The organism is Bdellovibrio sp. HCB337 (assembly GCF_047302465.1).
GTDB lineage: Bacteria > Bdellovibrionota > Bdellovibrionia > Bdellovibrionales > Bdellovibrionaceae > JACMRP01.
On sequence record NZ_CP178621.1, the window covers coordinates 3497675 to 3513881 of the forward strand.

General features: G+C 45.7%; 16 protein-coding genes. 5 read left to right on the forward strand and 11 right to left on the reverse strand.

The window, feature by feature from the left end; all coding sequences use genetic code 11:
- Positions 1-14: 14 nt before the first annotated feature.
- The gene (locus tag ACLWBB_RS16870) at positions 15-1424 is read right to left on the reverse strand and encodes an NAD(P)H-hydrate dehydratase (protein WP_413288727.1); all 1410 of its coding nucleotides are present in this window, start codon (positions 1422-1424) and stop codon (positions 15-17) included.
- Positions 1425-1580: 156 nt separating this feature from the next.
- Here ACLWBB_RS16870 and ACLWBB_RS16875 point away from each other — a divergent pair, with 156 nt between their 5' ends.
- Positions 1581-2603 (forward strand): sigma-54 interaction domain-containing protein, encoded by a 1023-nt coding sequence (locus tag ACLWBB_RS16875; protein WP_413288728.1) that lies wholly within the window; start codon positions 1581-1583, stop codon positions 2601-2603.
- Here ACLWBB_RS16875 and fliL read toward each other — a convergent pair.
- The gene (gene fliL / locus ACLWBB_RS16880; RefSeq protein ID WP_413288729.1) at positions 2600-3559 is read right to left on the reverse strand and encodes a flagellar basal body-associated protein FliL; all 960 of its coding nucleotides are present in this window, start codon (positions 3557-3559) and stop codon (positions 2600-2602) included. The two genes, ACLWBB_RS16875 and fliL, sit on opposite strands and share 4 nt — an antisense overlap.
- Before the next feature lie 107 nt (positions 3560-3666).
- On the opposite strand from fliL, the gene ACLWBB_RS16885 reads away from it, so the two are divergent.
- The gene (locus tag ACLWBB_RS16885) at positions 3667-4317 is read left to right on the forward strand and encodes a hypothetical protein (RefSeq protein WP_413288730.1); all 651 of its coding nucleotides are present in this window, start codon (positions 3667-3669) and stop codon (positions 4315-4317) included.
- A 9-nt stretch (positions 4318-4326) separates the two neighbouring features.
- Here the strand turns inward: ACLWBB_RS16885 and polA are convergent, their stop codons facing one another.
- From polA to ACLWBB_RS16915, 6 genes are all read right to left on the reverse strand, one after another.
- Entirely contained in the window at positions 4327-6960 is a 2634-nt protein-coding gene (gene polA / locus ACLWBB_RS16890) for a DNA polymerase I (RefSeq protein ID WP_413288731.1), read from the reverse strand.
- Between the two features lie 28 nt (positions 6961-6988).
- Entirely contained in the window at positions 6989-7297 is a 309-nt protein-coding gene (locus ACLWBB_RS16895; RefSeq protein ID WP_413288732.1) for a helix-turn-helix domain-containing protein, read from the reverse strand.
- Between the two features lie 107 nt (positions 7298-7404).
- Positions 7405-7710: a septum formation initiator family protein gene (locus ACLWBB_RS16900; RefSeq protein ID WP_413288733.1), complete on the reverse strand. Its 306-nt coding sequence runs from the start codon at positions 7708-7710 to the stop codon at positions 7405-7407.
- A gap of 47 nt (positions 7711-7757) precedes the next feature.
- Positions 7758-8588 carry a phosphatase domain-containing protein gene (locus ACLWBB_RS16905; protein ID WP_413288734.1) on the reverse strand — a complete coding sequence of 277 codons (831 nt, stop codon included), beginning with the start codon at positions 8586-8588 and terminating at the stop codon, positions 7758-7760.
- A 224-nt stretch (positions 8589-8812) separates the two neighbouring features.
- Positions 8813-10081: a phosphopyruvate hydratase gene (eno, locus tag ACLWBB_RS16910; RefSeq protein ID WP_413288735.1), complete on the reverse strand. Its 1269-nt coding sequence runs from the start codon at positions 10079-10081 to the stop codon at positions 8813-8815.
- On the reverse strand, positions 10074-10943 hold the full coding sequence (locus tag ACLWBB_RS16915) for a hypothetical protein (RefSeq protein WP_413288736.1): 870 nt from the start codon (positions 10941-10943) through the stop codon (positions 10074-10076). Before ACLWBB_RS16915 ends, eno begins: the two co-directional genes overlap by 8 nt.
- 456 nt (positions 10944-11399) lie before the next feature.
- On the opposite strand from ACLWBB_RS16915, the gene ACLWBB_RS16920 reads away from it, so the two are divergent.
- Together ACLWBB_RS16920 and ACLWBB_RS16925 are read left to right on the forward strand one after the other, a co-directional pair.
- A complete protein-coding gene (locus ACLWBB_RS16920) occupies positions 11400-12047 on the forward strand; it encodes a chalcone isomerase family protein (protein WP_413288737.1) in 648 nt (215 codons plus the stop codon).
- A gap of 3 nt (positions 12048-12050) precedes the next feature.
- Positions 12051-12962 (forward strand): hypothetical protein, encoded by a 912-nt coding sequence (locus tag ACLWBB_RS16925; protein WP_413288738.1) that lies wholly within the window; start codon positions 12051-12053, stop codon positions 12960-12962.
- On the opposite strand, the gene ACLWBB_RS16930 is transcribed toward ACLWBB_RS16925, so the two are convergent.
- A complete protein-coding gene (locus ACLWBB_RS16930) occupies positions 12959-13846 on the reverse strand; it encodes a DUF72 domain-containing protein (protein ID WP_413288739.1) in 888 nt (295 codons plus the stop codon). The two genes, ACLWBB_RS16925 and ACLWBB_RS16930, sit on opposite strands and share 4 nt — an antisense overlap.
- Positions 13847-14002: 156 nt before the next feature.
- Between ACLWBB_RS16930 and ACLWBB_RS16935 the strand changes: the two genes are divergently transcribed.
- Entirely contained in the window at positions 14003-14833 is an 831-nt protein-coding gene (locus ACLWBB_RS16935; protein WP_413288740.1) for a 2-oxo acid dehydrogenase subunit E2, read from the forward strand.
- Here ACLWBB_RS16935 and ACLWBB_RS16940 read toward each other — a convergent pair.
- Both ACLWBB_RS16940 and ACLWBB_RS16945 read right to left on the reverse strand, forming a co-directional pair.
- On the reverse strand, positions 14830-15090 hold the full coding sequence (locus ACLWBB_RS16940) for a hypothetical protein (protein WP_413288741.1): 261 nt from the start codon (positions 15088-15090) through the stop codon (positions 14830-14832). The two genes, ACLWBB_RS16935 and ACLWBB_RS16940, sit on opposite strands and share 4 nt — an antisense overlap.
- Positions 15091-15092: 2 nt before the next feature.
- On the reverse strand, positions 15093-16199 hold the full coding sequence (locus ACLWBB_RS16945) for a CpaF family protein (protein ID WP_413288742.1): 1107 nt from the start codon (positions 16197-16199) through the stop codon (positions 15093-15095).
- Positions 16200-16207 lie beyond the last annotated feature (8 nt).

Genomic DNA, 16207 nt, shown 5'->3' on the forward strand with positions numbered 1-16207 from the left:
CAGATACTAGTCTATCAGAGGCCCTTTTTCAAACTTCTCAGGCTTGCATCAATCAATTCCGGAAGGTCTGAAGCCATCAAAGTGCGAGCAGAATGGGCACGACGGAGCCAGTCATCGGCAATACGCCCATGTAAATAGGCCCCCAAAACCGCTGCTTTCAACGTGGGAAGCCCCTGAGCCATTAAAGAGCCTATAAAACCAGCTAAAACATCGCCGGTTCCGGCTTTTGCCAGGGCCACGTTGCCAGAACCTATTATGTATCTTTTTCGGGGGGCCGCCACAACGGTCCTAAATCCTTTAAACAAAAGCACAGATCCCAAGGTGGTTTGGGCCCTTTCTGCACTTTGCAGCCGATCTGCTTCCAGGGATTTGGCGTCGATCTTGAGAAACCGAGATAACTCTCCGGCATGCGGGGTCAGCAGCCACTCCGAAGGCAGCTTCATCGCGGGATTTTGTGCAAGCACAGTCAACGCATCGGCATCCACCAATACGCGAGCATGATGCTTTCGAAGATGTTCCATGATCTCAGAAGTTTGTGTGTTAACACCCAAGCCGGGCCCGACAACGACAGCGGAATATTTCTTCAAATCACTTTTAAAAAATCCATCTATAGACAATCGCAAAAAATCCGGTCGAGACTTTTTGTGGATTTCTGCGCTTGGCGAGCAGAGAGTGACATAACCACATCCCATACGAGCTGCAGCTTCACTAACTAATAAAGCTGCGCCTTCCATCCCCGCAGAGCCTGCTAGAACCAAGAGGTGGCCAAACTTTGCTTTATTACCTGTCATGCTACGTGAAGGTAAAAGTCTGCGGGCACTTTCTCCACCAATCAGAAAAACACTTTGTGCTTTTTCTTGAAGAAGCTCTGTCGGAAAACCAATGGCAACGGCGCGAACACGGCCACAACAAACCGGCCCTTCATTAAGAAATAAACCTGGCTTTGCCGGAGCCACCGTCAATGTCCATTGAGCTTTCACGGCCGCACCAAGAATAACGCCAGTGTTGGCATCCAACCCACTTGGAATATCCACGGCAAAAACTTTTTTCCGAGTCTTATTGAGTTTTAATATCTGCTTTTGCAAGTCCCCTTCGATGGGACGATTCAAGCCCACACCAAAAAGGGCATCAATCACGATGTCATAAGATTGCGGACTCCAAGAAGTCCCCTGCAACACTTCGACATTATACTTCTTTTCACGCAACAGATGGGCCATGACCCGCCCATCGGCCCCGTTGTTCCCGCTTCCACACCAAATACCGATACGGGATTGCAGATTCCATTTTTGCTGAAGAAAGATTTTTTCAAAGGCTTGGGCCAAGGAGTGTCCGGCCTTTTCAATCAATAAAGAGGAACTCAGGCCATAGTCTTCGGCGGCTGACTTATCAATGCTGTAGGCCTCTTCCCGGGTGGCTAATCTCATGAATTCATCCTGCCTGAATTTCTAAAAACTGAGAATCTTCTTCTTGGATTTTGGACAAACTAAAAGAAATTCGCCTTAAAACAAAATTAGAGGGGTTTCAACTTGGTCCGATTCTTGGAATAGGCATAATTCCGAAACTCAACGAATGGAGAAACCATGATCGAAAACCAAACTGAAACCCAAGAAACCGCCGAAACAACCAGTCCAACCCACACCTTTTCTTTGCAAAGTCGCAACCCTCTTTGGAATGTCGAGCTGCAAAGTCTGGTCGACATTTCAAAAACAGATTTCCCTGTCCTGCTTCTAGGCCCCTCTGGCACCGGCAAAGATGTGCTGGCTCAAGCTATTCACAAGTCTTCCCCGCGCGAAAACGCGCCTTTTATTTGCGTCAACTGCAGTGCTCTGACTGAAACACTGATCGAAAGTGAACTCTTTGGTCACATTAAAGGCGCCTTCACCGGAGCCGTTGGCGACCGCAAAGGGGCTTTTGAAAGCGCCCGCCATGGAACTCTATTCTTAGATGAAATCGGTGATTTGCCATTTGCTCTGCAAGCCAAACTATTGCGTGCGCTTGAAAACAGCGAGATTCGCCCTGTCGGCAGTGACAAGGTGATTAATACGGATGTTCGTATCATCGCGGCCACTCATCAAAATCTTTCCCAAAAAATTCAAGAAGGACAATTCCGATCAGACCTCTTTTTCCGTTTGAACGTCGTGTCCGTTTATACGCCACCCCTCAAAGATCGTATTGAAGACTTCGAGGACCTTCTGAACGTTTTTGCCAAGCAAATGCGTGTAAGATTCTCTTACGATGCGATTCAGAAATTAAAAATGCACACATGGCCCGGTAATATTCGTGAATTACGAAATCTGGTTTTCCGCGCTGCTGCCGTCTTTCCACAACAACACATCGACATCGCACGTGCCGAAAGACTTTTAAAGAGCTCTTCGGTCTACACGCCCGCACAAGAAGAAAACTCTCAACCGCGTATGTCTGTGATTAAAGAAGTTGAAAAGCAGATTATTTTAAAGAAGCTGCAGGAAAACAAAGGCAATCAAAGAAGAACCGCTCAAGAATTAGGAATGCCGAAGAGCACTCTGAACGATCGTCTTCGCCAGTACAATATCAATGCGAAGATTTATAAGAGCGTTCCGGTCTCGGAACGTATTTTCGGTTAAGGCTTGATAACGACTTCTTTGAAGAAGACCCGGCGGATTTTTCCCTTGGTCAGATTGATATTCAAGCTTTGGCGCAGTTTTTCAGTCAGCTGCTGTTTGCCTTCTGTAGATTCTAATTCGGCATAACTCATTTCTTCGATAGTTCTTTGGAAAAGATCGCGAATCTCGGATTCGCGGTCTTTGACCTCAACAATAGCCTCGGGGCTTAAACCTTCTAAGAAAAACTCCATCGCTGCCATTGGGTTCGGTCCCGAAGATGGCGACGGACGAATATTCACCACCATCTTTGGCAAAGACATAATGTTCTGAATAGTTCGCGGAGAATCGTAAAAAGAATCCATCTCTGAATCCGGATCGTACTTGTAAGCATGAACCGCCCACTCTTCAAGACTGGCTGTCAGAAACTCTTTCTCTGGTGGCAATACCCCGCGGGTCATACTGCGATAGATAAAAGCAAATGTCAGGCCCGCAGCTACAATCAAAGCAGCTGCCACAGCTTTCATCGGACGATTCAAAGATTTAAAAGCTGTTACTCGTTCTTTGGAATAAGCTTTTGTAGCGGTAGCTGAGTTTTTGCTTGCCTGTAATAAGCGAGGTCCCGCTTCGATCAATGCTGTTTTTAGGCGCGTACGGAAAAGATAAATCTTATTGCGAGTTCGGTATTGAAATTCCCAAAGCTTTGGCAAAAAGGGCAAGATAGTGACAAGGACTTTGCGAATCCCAATGGTGTCTTTCCAAGGATTGTCAGGAACGTAATTCTCTCCTGGATCTGGAACATCCAAATCGATACTGCCATCAGAAGGAATAAAAGCTACATTCTTCAAATCATTGGCGAAGTCCGGAGCTTCCGACAAAATCATACTGTCGAGTTGATCCAGGCTCAAATCCTGAGCTTCAGCGGATTCCTCTGCTGGTGCCTGGGCTTTTGTCTGGTTCGGATCGTTTGGTTGCGCCATTTTTTCCTTAAGGATACCTGACCATTGTAAGGAATGGATCGGTCTCATCGCAAGAATATTCTATTATAACTCAAGCAAGGATAAACTAAAGAAGAGGAGAATCTCTCATGCAGACGTATGCTTTAACGGGTTTACTATTTTTAGCTTCTTCCTTTTTAGCAGGTTGTGCTGTTTTCAACAGATCTGTGGAAAGCGGTTACGCCAGCAGAACTCCAAAAGTTGTAAACGCTTACAGCTCCACGGAAACTCCCCGTCCTGAATCAGACTCGACACGTACGGCATATGAGTTAGGTTTTGACCCCAACAATATGTCCGGCGATGAGCTTCAACAAGTTCAACAACGTCAGCAACTCCGCGATCTTGAAAAAGGTCTGCGTTCTCGCCAAGAGAAAGAACAATACTCTAAAGTTTTACCGTGGCTTCAAACCGACGAAGAGAAAATCGCGATGCTTAGCATTCCTTCGTTGGAAGGCCGTCAGAACTGGATCAATCGCAATGGTGTCTGGGGTCGTGCTCGCGTCCCTGCAACCCGCATGAAAGAGTTGATTGATTCTCAAGACATCGCGGTCGGCATGCCTATGGAGTACGTTCGCCGCGCCTGGGGCGATCCACTCTCTATCGAAACTTCTGGAAACCCGGTTTATCGCAACGAACGCTGGAGATACACACGCAACGTTCCTGGCTCAGATGGTTTCCATCAGCAAAAACGTTTTGTGTACTTTGAGGGTGGCCGAGTTGTCGGCTGGGATACCGAATAGTTTTTTAAACTAGTGGGCCTCATCCCAGTTATCGCCGACAGCATAGTTCACTTTGAGCGGAACTTTCAATTTCATCACGGATTCCATAATACGAACCAGTTCTGGTATATGCCCTTTTAGCTCGGCCTCAGTGCCTTCAAAAATCAATTCATCGTGCACCTGCAGAAGCATATCCACTTTGACGTGTTCGCCAATATCGATCATAGCTTTTTTCACCAGATCACTAGCCGTTCCCTGAATCGGAGCATTGATCGCAGCACGCTCACCAAATTTTTTGAGCATATGGTTTTTAGAGCTCAGCTCTTCAATATAACGACGGCGTCCAAACAAAGTCTCAACGTAACCGTTTTTATGAGCTTCTTTAATCGTGCTTTCGATGTACTCACGCACACCTGCAAATCTTTCGAAGTAGCGACCGATAATATCCTGAGCTTCTTTATTAGGAATACCCAAGTTCTCTGCCAAACCGAAAGCACCCTGGCCGTAAGCGATACCAAAGTTCACGGCTTTGGCGCTACGACGTTGATCAGAAGTGACGTGTTTAAGATCAACGTTGAAAATTTCTGCCGCTGTCGCGGCGTGAATGTCTAGATCTTCCAAGAATGCTTTCTGCAAACCTGGGTCATCAGAAATATGCGCCAAAATACGAAGCTCGATCTGCGAGTAGTCCATGGAAAGCAACTTTTTGCCCTTATCAGCAATGAATGCCTGACGAACTCTCTGTCCACGCTCTGTTCGGATCGGAATGTTTTGCAGATTCGGCTGAGTGCTTGAAAGACGTCCTGTTGTCGTCAAAGCCTGATTAAAGCTAGTGTGTACACGGCCATCATTTGGATTAATCATCTCTGGCAATGCATCCACATAAGTTGATTTCAACTTCGCGAGCTCGCGCCATTCTAAAACTTTTTTACCGATAGGATGTTCCAGCTTCAACAAAACCTCTTCGCCCGTTGAATAGCCGGTTTTTGTTTTCTTACCCGCTGGCAATTTCAATTTCTCAAATAGAATGACACCTAACTGTTTAGGACTGGCGACATTGAAAGACTCGCCTGCCAAATGGTGGACTTCTTTTTCTAGTGTCGCCAACTCATCTGCCAATTCAGCGGATTGATTCTGCAAAAGCTCAACATCGATACGAATGCCCTTTTGCTCCATACGTAAAAGAACGGGTTCTAACGGTAGTTCCAATTCATGCAGAATCTTTTCACCGTTAAAGAGCCCCAAACGATCTTGCAAAGTGTGTTGCAATTCTACATGAGCTTTATAAAGCTGCGCCGGAGTTGCAAACTCTGGCAGATTCGCACCGACGAATTTTTTATAGATCTCGCCGAAATCAGAACTGTCTCCGGCACGTACGACATAGGCTGCCAAAGAAGAATCCCAAACGGCGTTCGGCGTGTGGGCTTTAATTTGATGGAAGAATTTTTTTAGATCAAAACCCTTCCATTGAATTTTCTTTTTGTCTGCCAAAGCACCAAGCTCTTCAAGCCCTTCACTGACAGCCCAAAGTTCTTTGCCACGAGCGATAAAATGACCGCGCTCATCGCTAAAGCCCCAAATGACATCCTGCTCTTGAAGCTGCTGTGCGATCTCTTTCGCAGGCAGCGAAACTTCTTTAAGGTGCAAATAAGATTCGATCTCTGTCAGAAGCTCAGGCGATAGAGAGGAAATTTTCAAATCCTCTGGTAGTGCTGCGACTACTTCTGTTGCAACTGGCTTTTCTGTCGTTTTTGCTACAGTCTTTTCCCCGTTTTCTCCATGAATGTTTTCATGCAGATTGCGTTGGGAAACACCTTCTCCCAAGAGAGCTTTTTCAAAAGACTTAAAGTTCAGCTCTTGCAGCAGCGCTCTTAGATTTTCTGATTGCAGAGGGCGTAAGTGATAGTCCTCAAAATTTTCACTGACAGGTACTTCTTTGAAAATCGTCACAAGCTTTTTTGAAATAAAAGCACTTTCGCGAGAGCGCTCTAGCTTTTCGCGAATGCTTTTGCTTTCAACCTTATCGAGGTTCTCGTATATATCTTCCACAGACTTAAATTGTTGCAGAAGTTTTTGCGCGCCTTTGGGCCCGATGCCATCAACTCCCGGAACGTTATCGGAAGAGTCACCCATAATAGCCAAATAATCGATGAACTGATCTGGACGGACGCCCCACTTTTCAAGAACTCCGGCTTCGTCGTATTTGACGTCTTTCATCGTATCGAAAAGAACAACGTGCTTTTGAATCAATTGCCCAAAGTCTTTATCGCCGCTGACGATCACAACTTCATGATGATGTTTCAATCCAAGCTTTACGAGAGTACCGATAATATCGTCAGCTTCGTAAGGAGCTACTTCCAAGGCAGGAATGCCCAAATAGTCTGCCAACTTTTTGATGTAAGGAATTTGCACAGCCAAATCTTCTGGCATCTCGGTGCGATTGGCTTTGTATTCGGAATACATTTCTTTGCGGAAAGAAGGCTCTTTACGATCGTAGGTGAAAACCATGTAATCTGGTTTTTCATCTTTGAAGAGCTTCGTGATCATTGAAAGAAAGCCGTAAATGGCATTGACCGGAACCCCGGCTGGAGAACTCAACGGACGGATGGCGTAGTAAGCACGAAAAAACATCGAGCTTACATCAACGAGGTAAATCTTTTTCATGGATTTACCTCTACTTGAGTCTCAACTTCTATTCAATCTCTTCTTTGATTTGCGAGAATTCGATTTGACCGAGATCTTGCTGATCGCACATAGATTCCGCAAGTGGTAAGAAATGAACCTCATGGCTGCAAGCATCGGCTTGCTTTGCGATAAGAAATAATTCGTTCAAATAAGCAGGTGATGGAATCATTCCGCCATTTTCCCATTGATCAACTTCTGTCGAAGCACAACTAAGGCGACGGGCTAGATCTGCTTGGCTCCAGCCAAGGCGCAAACGAAGGGCTTTAATAGTATCTTTTGTCCAACCGCTTGCTACGTCTGTGATACTCGAAGACATTTAAAACTCCCCTGATTTTATTAACAAAATCAGAAATTTTAGAGCACTCATCCTAGTTTTTTAGATGGGCTCTTGCACGTGACAGTGCGATAAAAATGCTGCGGTGTTTATTGTTCTGGAAAGACGAAGACTAAATCTTTTTCGCTCACTAAATCTAATTTATCGCGAGCTTGTCGTTCAATAAAACTGGGATCTTTCGCTTGCTTAAGTTGAGCATTGAGATTCCCAATGTCTTTTTTAGTTCCAGCAATTTCTACCGTCAGTCTTTCAAAGTCTCTGTGAAGTCCCCAAAGGCGCCACAAAAGACCGTTCATCACTAATGTTATCGCGAAAAAAGCCACACAAAGAAGTGTCACTTTGCCAGGATGATTCAGAAAACTACGAAATGAGATGGCCATTTTACGAACTGACATATCTTAAAGGTAAGGCCTTCTCATTCCGTTAGCAACGCGCTGAAAGTCTAGTCCTCGATCTCGTCGTGACTGCAACGCTCTTGAATCTTTGCCTTAACAGCAATCGCCTCAGCAGACGCCGCTAGGTCCTGGTCTTGAGCAGTCCACTTATAATCGCGGCAATTCACCCACGCTGGAAAGATTAAGCTGCCCAGTTTTAAATTGTTTGGCTCGTTTGCCAATGTTTGCGCAAAGGCATTTAAAAATAATTGTGTAGAGTCAGCAGAAACAAAACCCTCTTGGCGAAGTTGCAAGAGCAAGTCCCAAGAAGTCGCAAAACCTTTTTGTTTTGGCTCTAGTGGTTTGCCAGCGTCTTCAGAGTCTTGAGTGTGATAAACCATATGAATATAAGACAAGAAACGAATCTTAGATGCTTTCGAATATTTTTTCTCAATTTGTGAATACAATTCGGTGTCATGTTCGCCATTATCGCCAACCATGATTACTGTCGTTGGGTTTTCTTTATCGATGATCGAGCTAATCATTTTAACTTTAAATTCATTGTCGGTAACATCCTGACGCATTTTCAAGCTGCCTTCAGCCATAGGAAATTTATTGTTCTGCAAGAACGCTGTATGCTTTTTTCTCATCAACCATGGCGGTGCATTTGAAACATAGTAGACTTCAAGATCTGGATTTTCCGCACTCAAAATACGATAAAGGCTATTCATACCAGCAAATAAATTGTCAGTACGGCGAGCATTCTTAGTCATTTCTGTTTTATCCAAAACATGGGAAACTTTAATGGTGTCATCCATATCCGAAATCAAGATAGTTTTAGCTTGGGCCCATGATTGACCTGTAAGAACTAAAGCTAAGGCAACAATGATCGACTTCATAAAATTCCTTTATCTTTGGCCCGCCCCAAGCTGATCAAAAATTTGACAGCGATAAGCGGGGTTACTTATGAGGTATTGATTTAGCAAGGTGCGAGCCACGCCTCAGCTCCCTAAAAACTCATAAGTCGCATTTGACAGTGATTCCGGTGTCAAAAGGGCAAAAAAAGGGCCCCTTTAGGGCCCATTTATACTAGCTATCTCTTCGGAACATCCCGGGATTTTCCTTAGCGGAAAGCCGCTTTATCCCAGTATACGCCCATACCGCCCAAGTCTTCTTCGATGCGAAGAAGTTGGTTGTACTTCGCGATACGCTCAGAACGGCAAAGGCTGCCGGTCTTGATTTGATGACAGTTCAAAGCCACTGCTAGATCCGCAATTGTTGTATCTTCTGTTTCACCAGAGCGATGAGACATGATTGTTTTATATTTGTTTCTTTGTGCAAGATTCACAGCTTCGAAAGTCTCAGTCAAAGTTCCGATCTGATTTACTTTCACAAGCAACGCATTTGCCGTTTTCTTGTCGATGCCTTGGCGAAGACGTTTTGGATTGGTCACGAATAAATCATCACCAACAAGTTGTACGTGGTTACCGATTTCAGCCGTGATAGAGGCCCAAGAATCCCAGTCATCTTCAGAGAACCCATCTTCAATGCTGACCAACGGATATTTCTCAGACCAAGTCTTGTAAACACTCTGAAGCTCTTTCGGAGCAATCAGGTTGCCTTGCCATTGATACTTGCCATCTTTGAACATTTCAGTTGCAGCAACATCCAATGCCAAGAACACATTTTGTCCAGGCTCGTAACCAGCTTCGTGGATTGCTTCCATCAGAAGATCCAACGCATCTTGGTTGCTGCCCAATTTCGGAGCGAAGCCACCTTCATCACCAACAGCTGTAGAAAGACCTTTTTTACCAAGAATCTTTTTAAGAGTGTGGAAGATTTCAGAACCTGCACGAAGAGATTCTGCATAAGAATTATTCACAGTAGGAACGATCATGAATTCTTGAACGTCCAAACCATTGTTCGCGTGAGCACCACCGTTGATCAGATTCATCAAAGGCACCGGCAAACGGCACGCTTGTGAACCACCCACATAACGGTACAAAGGAAGTTTCACGTCCAATGCTGCGGCTTTTGCTGCTGCCAAAGACACACCCAAGATCGCGTTCGCGCCAACATTGGATTTGTTTTCAGTGCCATCTACTTCACGAAGAACTTTGTCGATGTAAACTTGATCTGTGACTGGCAAGCCAATCACTTCTGGCGCCAACTTCTCGCGAACGTTGTCGACAGCTTTAAAAACACCTTTACCAAGGAAACGTTTTTTATCTCCGTCACGAAGCTCGCAAGCCTCATGGGCACCTGTCGAAGCTCCTGATGGAACTGCGGCACGACCGATATTACCCAAAGACGTGTGCACTTCCACTTCAACAGTTGGATTGCCACGGCTATCAAGAATTTCACGTGATACGACGCTTACGATCTCAGACATTGGTTGTTTCCTCTTTTTTCAAATGAACAAATTGATTTTGCAGTCCACGAAGAGCGTCCATACTGTCCGAGATAGTTTTTGGATATTGGGTTTTTACATACTCCCAATCCACTCGGCGCATGGCCTCTTTCACAGCTGGGGTCATCTTCCCTTGGGCTGCGAGCATAGTGATCAACTGCTGCGCTCTCACCATGTAATCATGCAAACGCGCCAAGTTCTGACCGACTGTATAGCCAGGACCTTGAGTTTCGAAGTCCAATTTCGAGAGAGGTCCCACTTGCGGAAGCAAGGAAGGAGCTTTCTCTCGCAAGTGCGCTTGCAGATCCATGTGAGCTTGAAGAAGCTCTTCATTTTTCTTTTGCAGCTCACAATTGCGCTCTTCGAGTTCGCGTTGATGTTTTTGCAATTCATCAATCACCGACTGCATCAGCTGCGGACTGATTTGATGACCAGGATCAACTTCGAAAATAGATTTTTGCGATTCTGACCAGTTGAGCTTCAGGTGAATTCCTGACCACTCACAGGTTGCAAGGGTTTGTCCCACGTAAACTGGCAAGGACTCAAAAGCCGCTTTCAGGTACATGGTGACGTGAGGATATTGCTCTGCTGGCAGAGGTAGATCAAAGGAGATCGAACTCTCATCTCTGCGAAGATTTTCAATAGGCGGTTCCGGAGAGATAAAGTGTGAAAGGAATCTTTCCGGTTGGTTGAAAATTTCCTGAGGTCTCGGCATCATTCTCAACACAGAATCGAGAACTCCCCACGCACGAATCTCAGGCCCTTCGTGACCTACTTTTTGCAATAGATTGCTGTCACTGCTTTTCAGTGGCAATCGCAACAAAGACTCCAGAAACGCTTCCATGTCAGGCGCACTCATCCAATAGGATGGGTCCCGCATGAGTTCCACAGGCAAAGGCGTCTGTTGTTCGTAAAGAACGGACAGATCCTCACCCTGGGTCTCCAGGTAGGTCAGAATAGAGTTAGAAATTTTACAACTAAAGTGCACGAGGAGCTTGTAACGTAAAAGATTTTGGATTGCGAATAGAAAATAGCTCGCTTTTTAGAGGATCGGAGCTGTTTCTCAGAACGCAGCGCAAAAGATATGAGTACGCAGTGCGCCAACGGCTCTATGTGCCCATATATCGAGCACGATCTCCACAGACTTCTCCCCAACAGGCGCCGTTATTACATCCATTGTCAAATTTTGTGTGGACAAGACCACATCGCGAAAGCTTCTCAAGAGCCGCAAAGAACGGTCATTTGACTTGAAATCCCCAGAAACCTAAACCAGCCCGACCCAAAACTCGAAGGAGATTTTATGAAAACTGCATTAATGACTTTTGCAACGGCACTGGCTCTTGGCGTTTCGGCTGAGGCTTCCCTACTGAAATTAGATCCTGGCACAAAAACCACCCAAGGCGTGCGTATTTCAAAAGGTGGCACCGCTGAAATCGATGGTCGTACCTATGACCTCACTACGGTTGGCTCAGGTGTACGTAGCAAAAAAGTTTTGATCTCAAAAGTAAAAGTCTACGTAGCGCAACTTCTGGTGAGCAACCCAAACGCATTTATTCGCAAAGACAGTGATGCCCTAAAATCCCTCGCAGATAGCCAAACAGTTGCTATGCATTTGTCTTTCCTGCGCACAGTGGACGCTGACAAAGTTCAAGTTTCTTTCCGTGATGCTCTCATCGCCAATCACGTTAAAATTATGGATCCTGAAATTCGTCAATTCCTTGCAGCAGTCGCTGGTGGCGGAGATGCCTCTGCAAACAGAGCTTTAACAATTGTGATCAACAAAAACAGTGATGGCTCTGAAACCTTGGTTTACGAAGACACTCACGGTCGCGAAAGTAAGATCACAGGCCCACGTGGATTCACTCGTGACATCTTCTCGATTTGGTTAGGTGCTTCCGCAGACGAAGGCGTCGCCGATTTAAAACGCTCTCTTCTTTCTCAGGACTAAAACATGAAACAAGTATTATGTATCACGGCGATCACCTTGATGGTCGCCGGATGTGGCATGATCGAAATGCCGCAGAAGATGGACAAAACGAACGAAAATATGGAGTTGATGATTCAGAACATGAATCACACCAACTCCGGAATTGATAAACAGTCAAAACTGATTCCTTTCGAGAATCTGTTGAAAGCCGAAAACACCGAGAACCTGACGCCAATTCCTACGCGCTTAATGCCGTTTGGGAAAGAATTGGCATTGGTGATTTCAGCCGAAGACATGGTCGAGCTAACCTATTTGTGGTTGAAAGAAATCGACGAGGTTTATCCAGATCACAAAGTAGATGCTAACGGGAACGAACTTCCTTATAGCACCGAAGAGATCGGTAAAATCAATCACGACAAACTTGCACGCTTGGTCGGTTTGCAAATCATTGCGGGTTTCTTGCCTCATGCAACTGTCGAGCAAATTATTCATAAGCAAATCCACACGGGTGGCCGCTATGAAGATGTCGCTTACGCAATCTTGATGATGCGATCACAGTTCGTTCGTGACGTATTGTTGGAAGCAAGCCTTTTAGCTTCGCCATTGAATAATTCTGGCAAAGTTGCTCAAGCCGTCGAGTACAACAAAAGTCTCGACTATCTTGCAAGACTTCCCTTCGCAAAAAAGATTGCCGTCAAAACAAGAGGTTTTATTCCTGCGGAAAACAGTCCCGAGGAAACTTTCAATCCGGAAATTGCTTTGATCAATTGGAAGCGTATTCAATCGGCTGCAGAACAAGATTGGCAAGTGACGCCTGAATCCATCACAGGAGATTCTGTGCAAGATCAAGCCATCTACCAGCAAAAACAAAATAGCTACAAAAAATCTTTGGCAGAAATTCAGTCCTACATCAAATCTTGGACAGGTCAGAATTAAACGACCCAGTTCATCGGGGCCAAGCCGGCCCCGCATTCTTCATTCAAATCATAGATCACGGTGTTGGCCATCTCTGGTGCTTTGACATCATCGGGCTCATGAACGAAATAGAAAACTTTTCTTAGTCCCTGCTGACTCCACTGCGCCAATCTCTCAGCCCATTTTTTAGCACGAACCGCATCTGACGGATGTAAATCATTGCCGATAAACCGAAGCATCGTAAAATCTGCACTAAGAGATGTGTGCAAAACATCTCGGCGGCCCGCTACGTCGGTAATCACAAGACCGATATTGCGACCTTGTAAGTACTTAGTCAGAGCCGGAAGAATTTGTCCGTCTTGAAACCAGCTCGGATGACGGAACTCGAGAGCCAACTCGAACTCACTCGGCCATTGCTGCAAAAAATGAAAGAGAACATTTTTATGATTGTAATCAAAGTGCGGCGGAAACTGCGCAAAGCAAGGACCGCGATTGGCTTTTAGGTTTTCTAAAAAGCGAAACCACTCCTTATGAAGCTGCCGATCAATAAGCCCCTCATCACTATGCGAAATGCTTTGAAAAAGTTTTGGGCAGAACAAAAAAACCTCGGGCACTTGCTCTAACCACTTTTGCGCCTGCTCTTCGGTGGGGATTCGATAATGAGTGGTATTCAGCTCAATCGTATTAAAGTTTCGCGAGTAATGATGCAAAAATTCTGCAGGTTTTGTCTTTGGTGGATAGATCTTTCCTACCCACTCTTTGTGCCCCCAAGCCGGAGTACCGATAAAAAACTCAGTCGGAATTTGAGTCTTCGCAAGATTACGCAGAAATAGCAGCGACGCCGGATCATCCGGTGGCAAATTCCAATCTACGTTTTCGATATCGGTGATTTTCCCAAATTCCATAGGCCCTTCTTAAAGCCGATCATAAAAGTCTGGAACGCGAGCCTCAAGTTTCTTTTCTCCTGCCTTTTCACACACCGCATCCCTAAAAGCGAAGCCTTCTATTACAGATGCAGCGCAATACTGGAAAGTCACACCTTCCTGCGGTAGGCTCTGGGAATGAAACTGACAAAATCTAAGGGTGGCTCTGCATTTCGAAAAATTGCCATGGGATCATGGCGGACGGCCGCAGACCCGTCGGTGTATGGGCTTTTGGAAATCGATATGACCAAAGCTCTTGCCTACATGGAAAACAAAGAGTCACAAATGGGCGTACGACTTTCGCTGTCACACCTCGTTGGGAAAGCCGTCGCGATGGCCATGCAAGAACGCCCCGAGATCAACGGCATGATTCGTCTGAATCGCATCTATCTGCGAAAGCATGTCGACCTCTTCTACCAAGTGAATGTGCCTGGCGGAGAAAATGATCCCGTCGGTAAGGCAAACCTCACTGGCGTCACCATTCGCAAAGCCGAAACACTCTCTGTCATTGAAATCGCAGAGGCTTTGAATGCAAAAGCCAAAAGTATTAAGCACGGTGAAGACAGCGAGCTTACAAAATCCGTGCAAGTGCTTCGCTGGGTTCCGTGGATGCTGATCAGAACGATACTGAACGTCACTTCATTTTTAAATTACGATCTGGGCATCAATCTGACGTGGGCAGGAATGCCTCGCGACGCTTTTGGTTCTGTGATGATCACGAATATCGGCAGCCTTGGTGGAGACACCGCTTGGGCTCCGTTAGTTCCTTACACAAAAGTACCCATGTTGCTGACCGTGGGCTCTCCACGTCCTCGTCCATGGGTGACTGAGTCTGGACAAATTGAAGCTCGCCAAATCTGTCGTATCGGCGTCACTTTTGATCATAGGTTTATGGATGGGTCCCACGCGGCAGCCATGAGCAAAACTTTTGAAAAGTGCTTTGCTCATCCCGAAAAATATTTTGGTTAAGTAAAATACTTGAGGAACAAAGAAATAATCATCGCACCTAAGAGAATTTTGAAAATGACTAAGGTGTAAGAGCCAATACCAAAAGACTGTTCTAACTTTTCATTCAGAGTTTTATGCCCAGTGCTGTCAAAATTTCTATGCGAAAGCGGAATTCTCGCGTTGAGATCATCCTGTGCAGCATCGATCAAAGCTTGATTTCGCCTCTCGTGCTGGAGAGCTTTGCCAAAACCAGTGCGTTTCTTGGGTTCTTGACTCATGCCTAGGCAGCCTTATTGAATTTAGTAAGAGGGAACGGCAACTTGTTGTCGACAATCTCTTCCATGAAAGAAGGAATATAGCCAGTTGGCTCGAGTTTGCCATCTAAAGTGCCATCAGGTCTACGAGCCATGCGTGACATTTGGAAAATCGGGCGAACATCGTAAGAACCATCCGGAAGAATTCCCAAAACCTCACTGATCGCACCGATACGACGAGAGCCATCAGAATATCTCGATACTTGAACAATGACTTCAACTGCAGAAACAACTTGGGAGCGCAAAGCTTTCTCACTGATCTGCGAATCGCCACCTTGAGCAAGTGCTTCAAGACGAACAATTGCATCTTCCGGAGAATTCGCATGCACGGTGCCCATACAACCTTTGTGACCGGTATTCATGGCATTCAAAAGCTCGAGGGCTTCCGAGGAACGAACCTCTCCTACGATGATACGATCTGGACGAAGACGCAAAGAGCTTTTCAAAAGATCTTTAATCGTTACTTCGCCTTTACCTTGCTCATTACCCTGACGAGTTTCAAACATTACGACGTGATCATAGTCCACTTGTAACTCGCTCGAGTCCTCGATCACGATAATACGCTGGCCCTTCGGAATACGCGTACACAGAAGACTCAAAAGAGTCGTCTTACCAGAACCCGTACCGCCGCTGACGATCAGGTTTTTACCAAGGAACATGCAAATATCTAAAAAGCGGGCCCCATCTTCACTGATGGCGCCGAATTTCACATAGTCCGTGAAAGAGATTTTGTTGTTTGTAAATTTACGAATACTGACGGTCGTGCCCTTACGAGAGCATGGCGGAATCACCGCTGCGATACGTGACCCATCCGGCAAGCGCGCATCCAAACGCGGAGTTTCGTCATTGATACGACGACCGACACTTTGAGCGATACTATTGACTGCTGCACGGAGAGCATCTTCATCCGCAAAGCTCACCGGAACTCTCTCCAGTTTTCCTTTACGCTCGACGAAGACTTCACTATGACCGTTGATAAGAATTTCCGAGACCGTCTTGTCTTCCAAATACGGCAAAATCGGACCTAAATTATTCCGAATTGCGTCTTTGAATACACTCGAAGTCCCAGACATAAATCCTC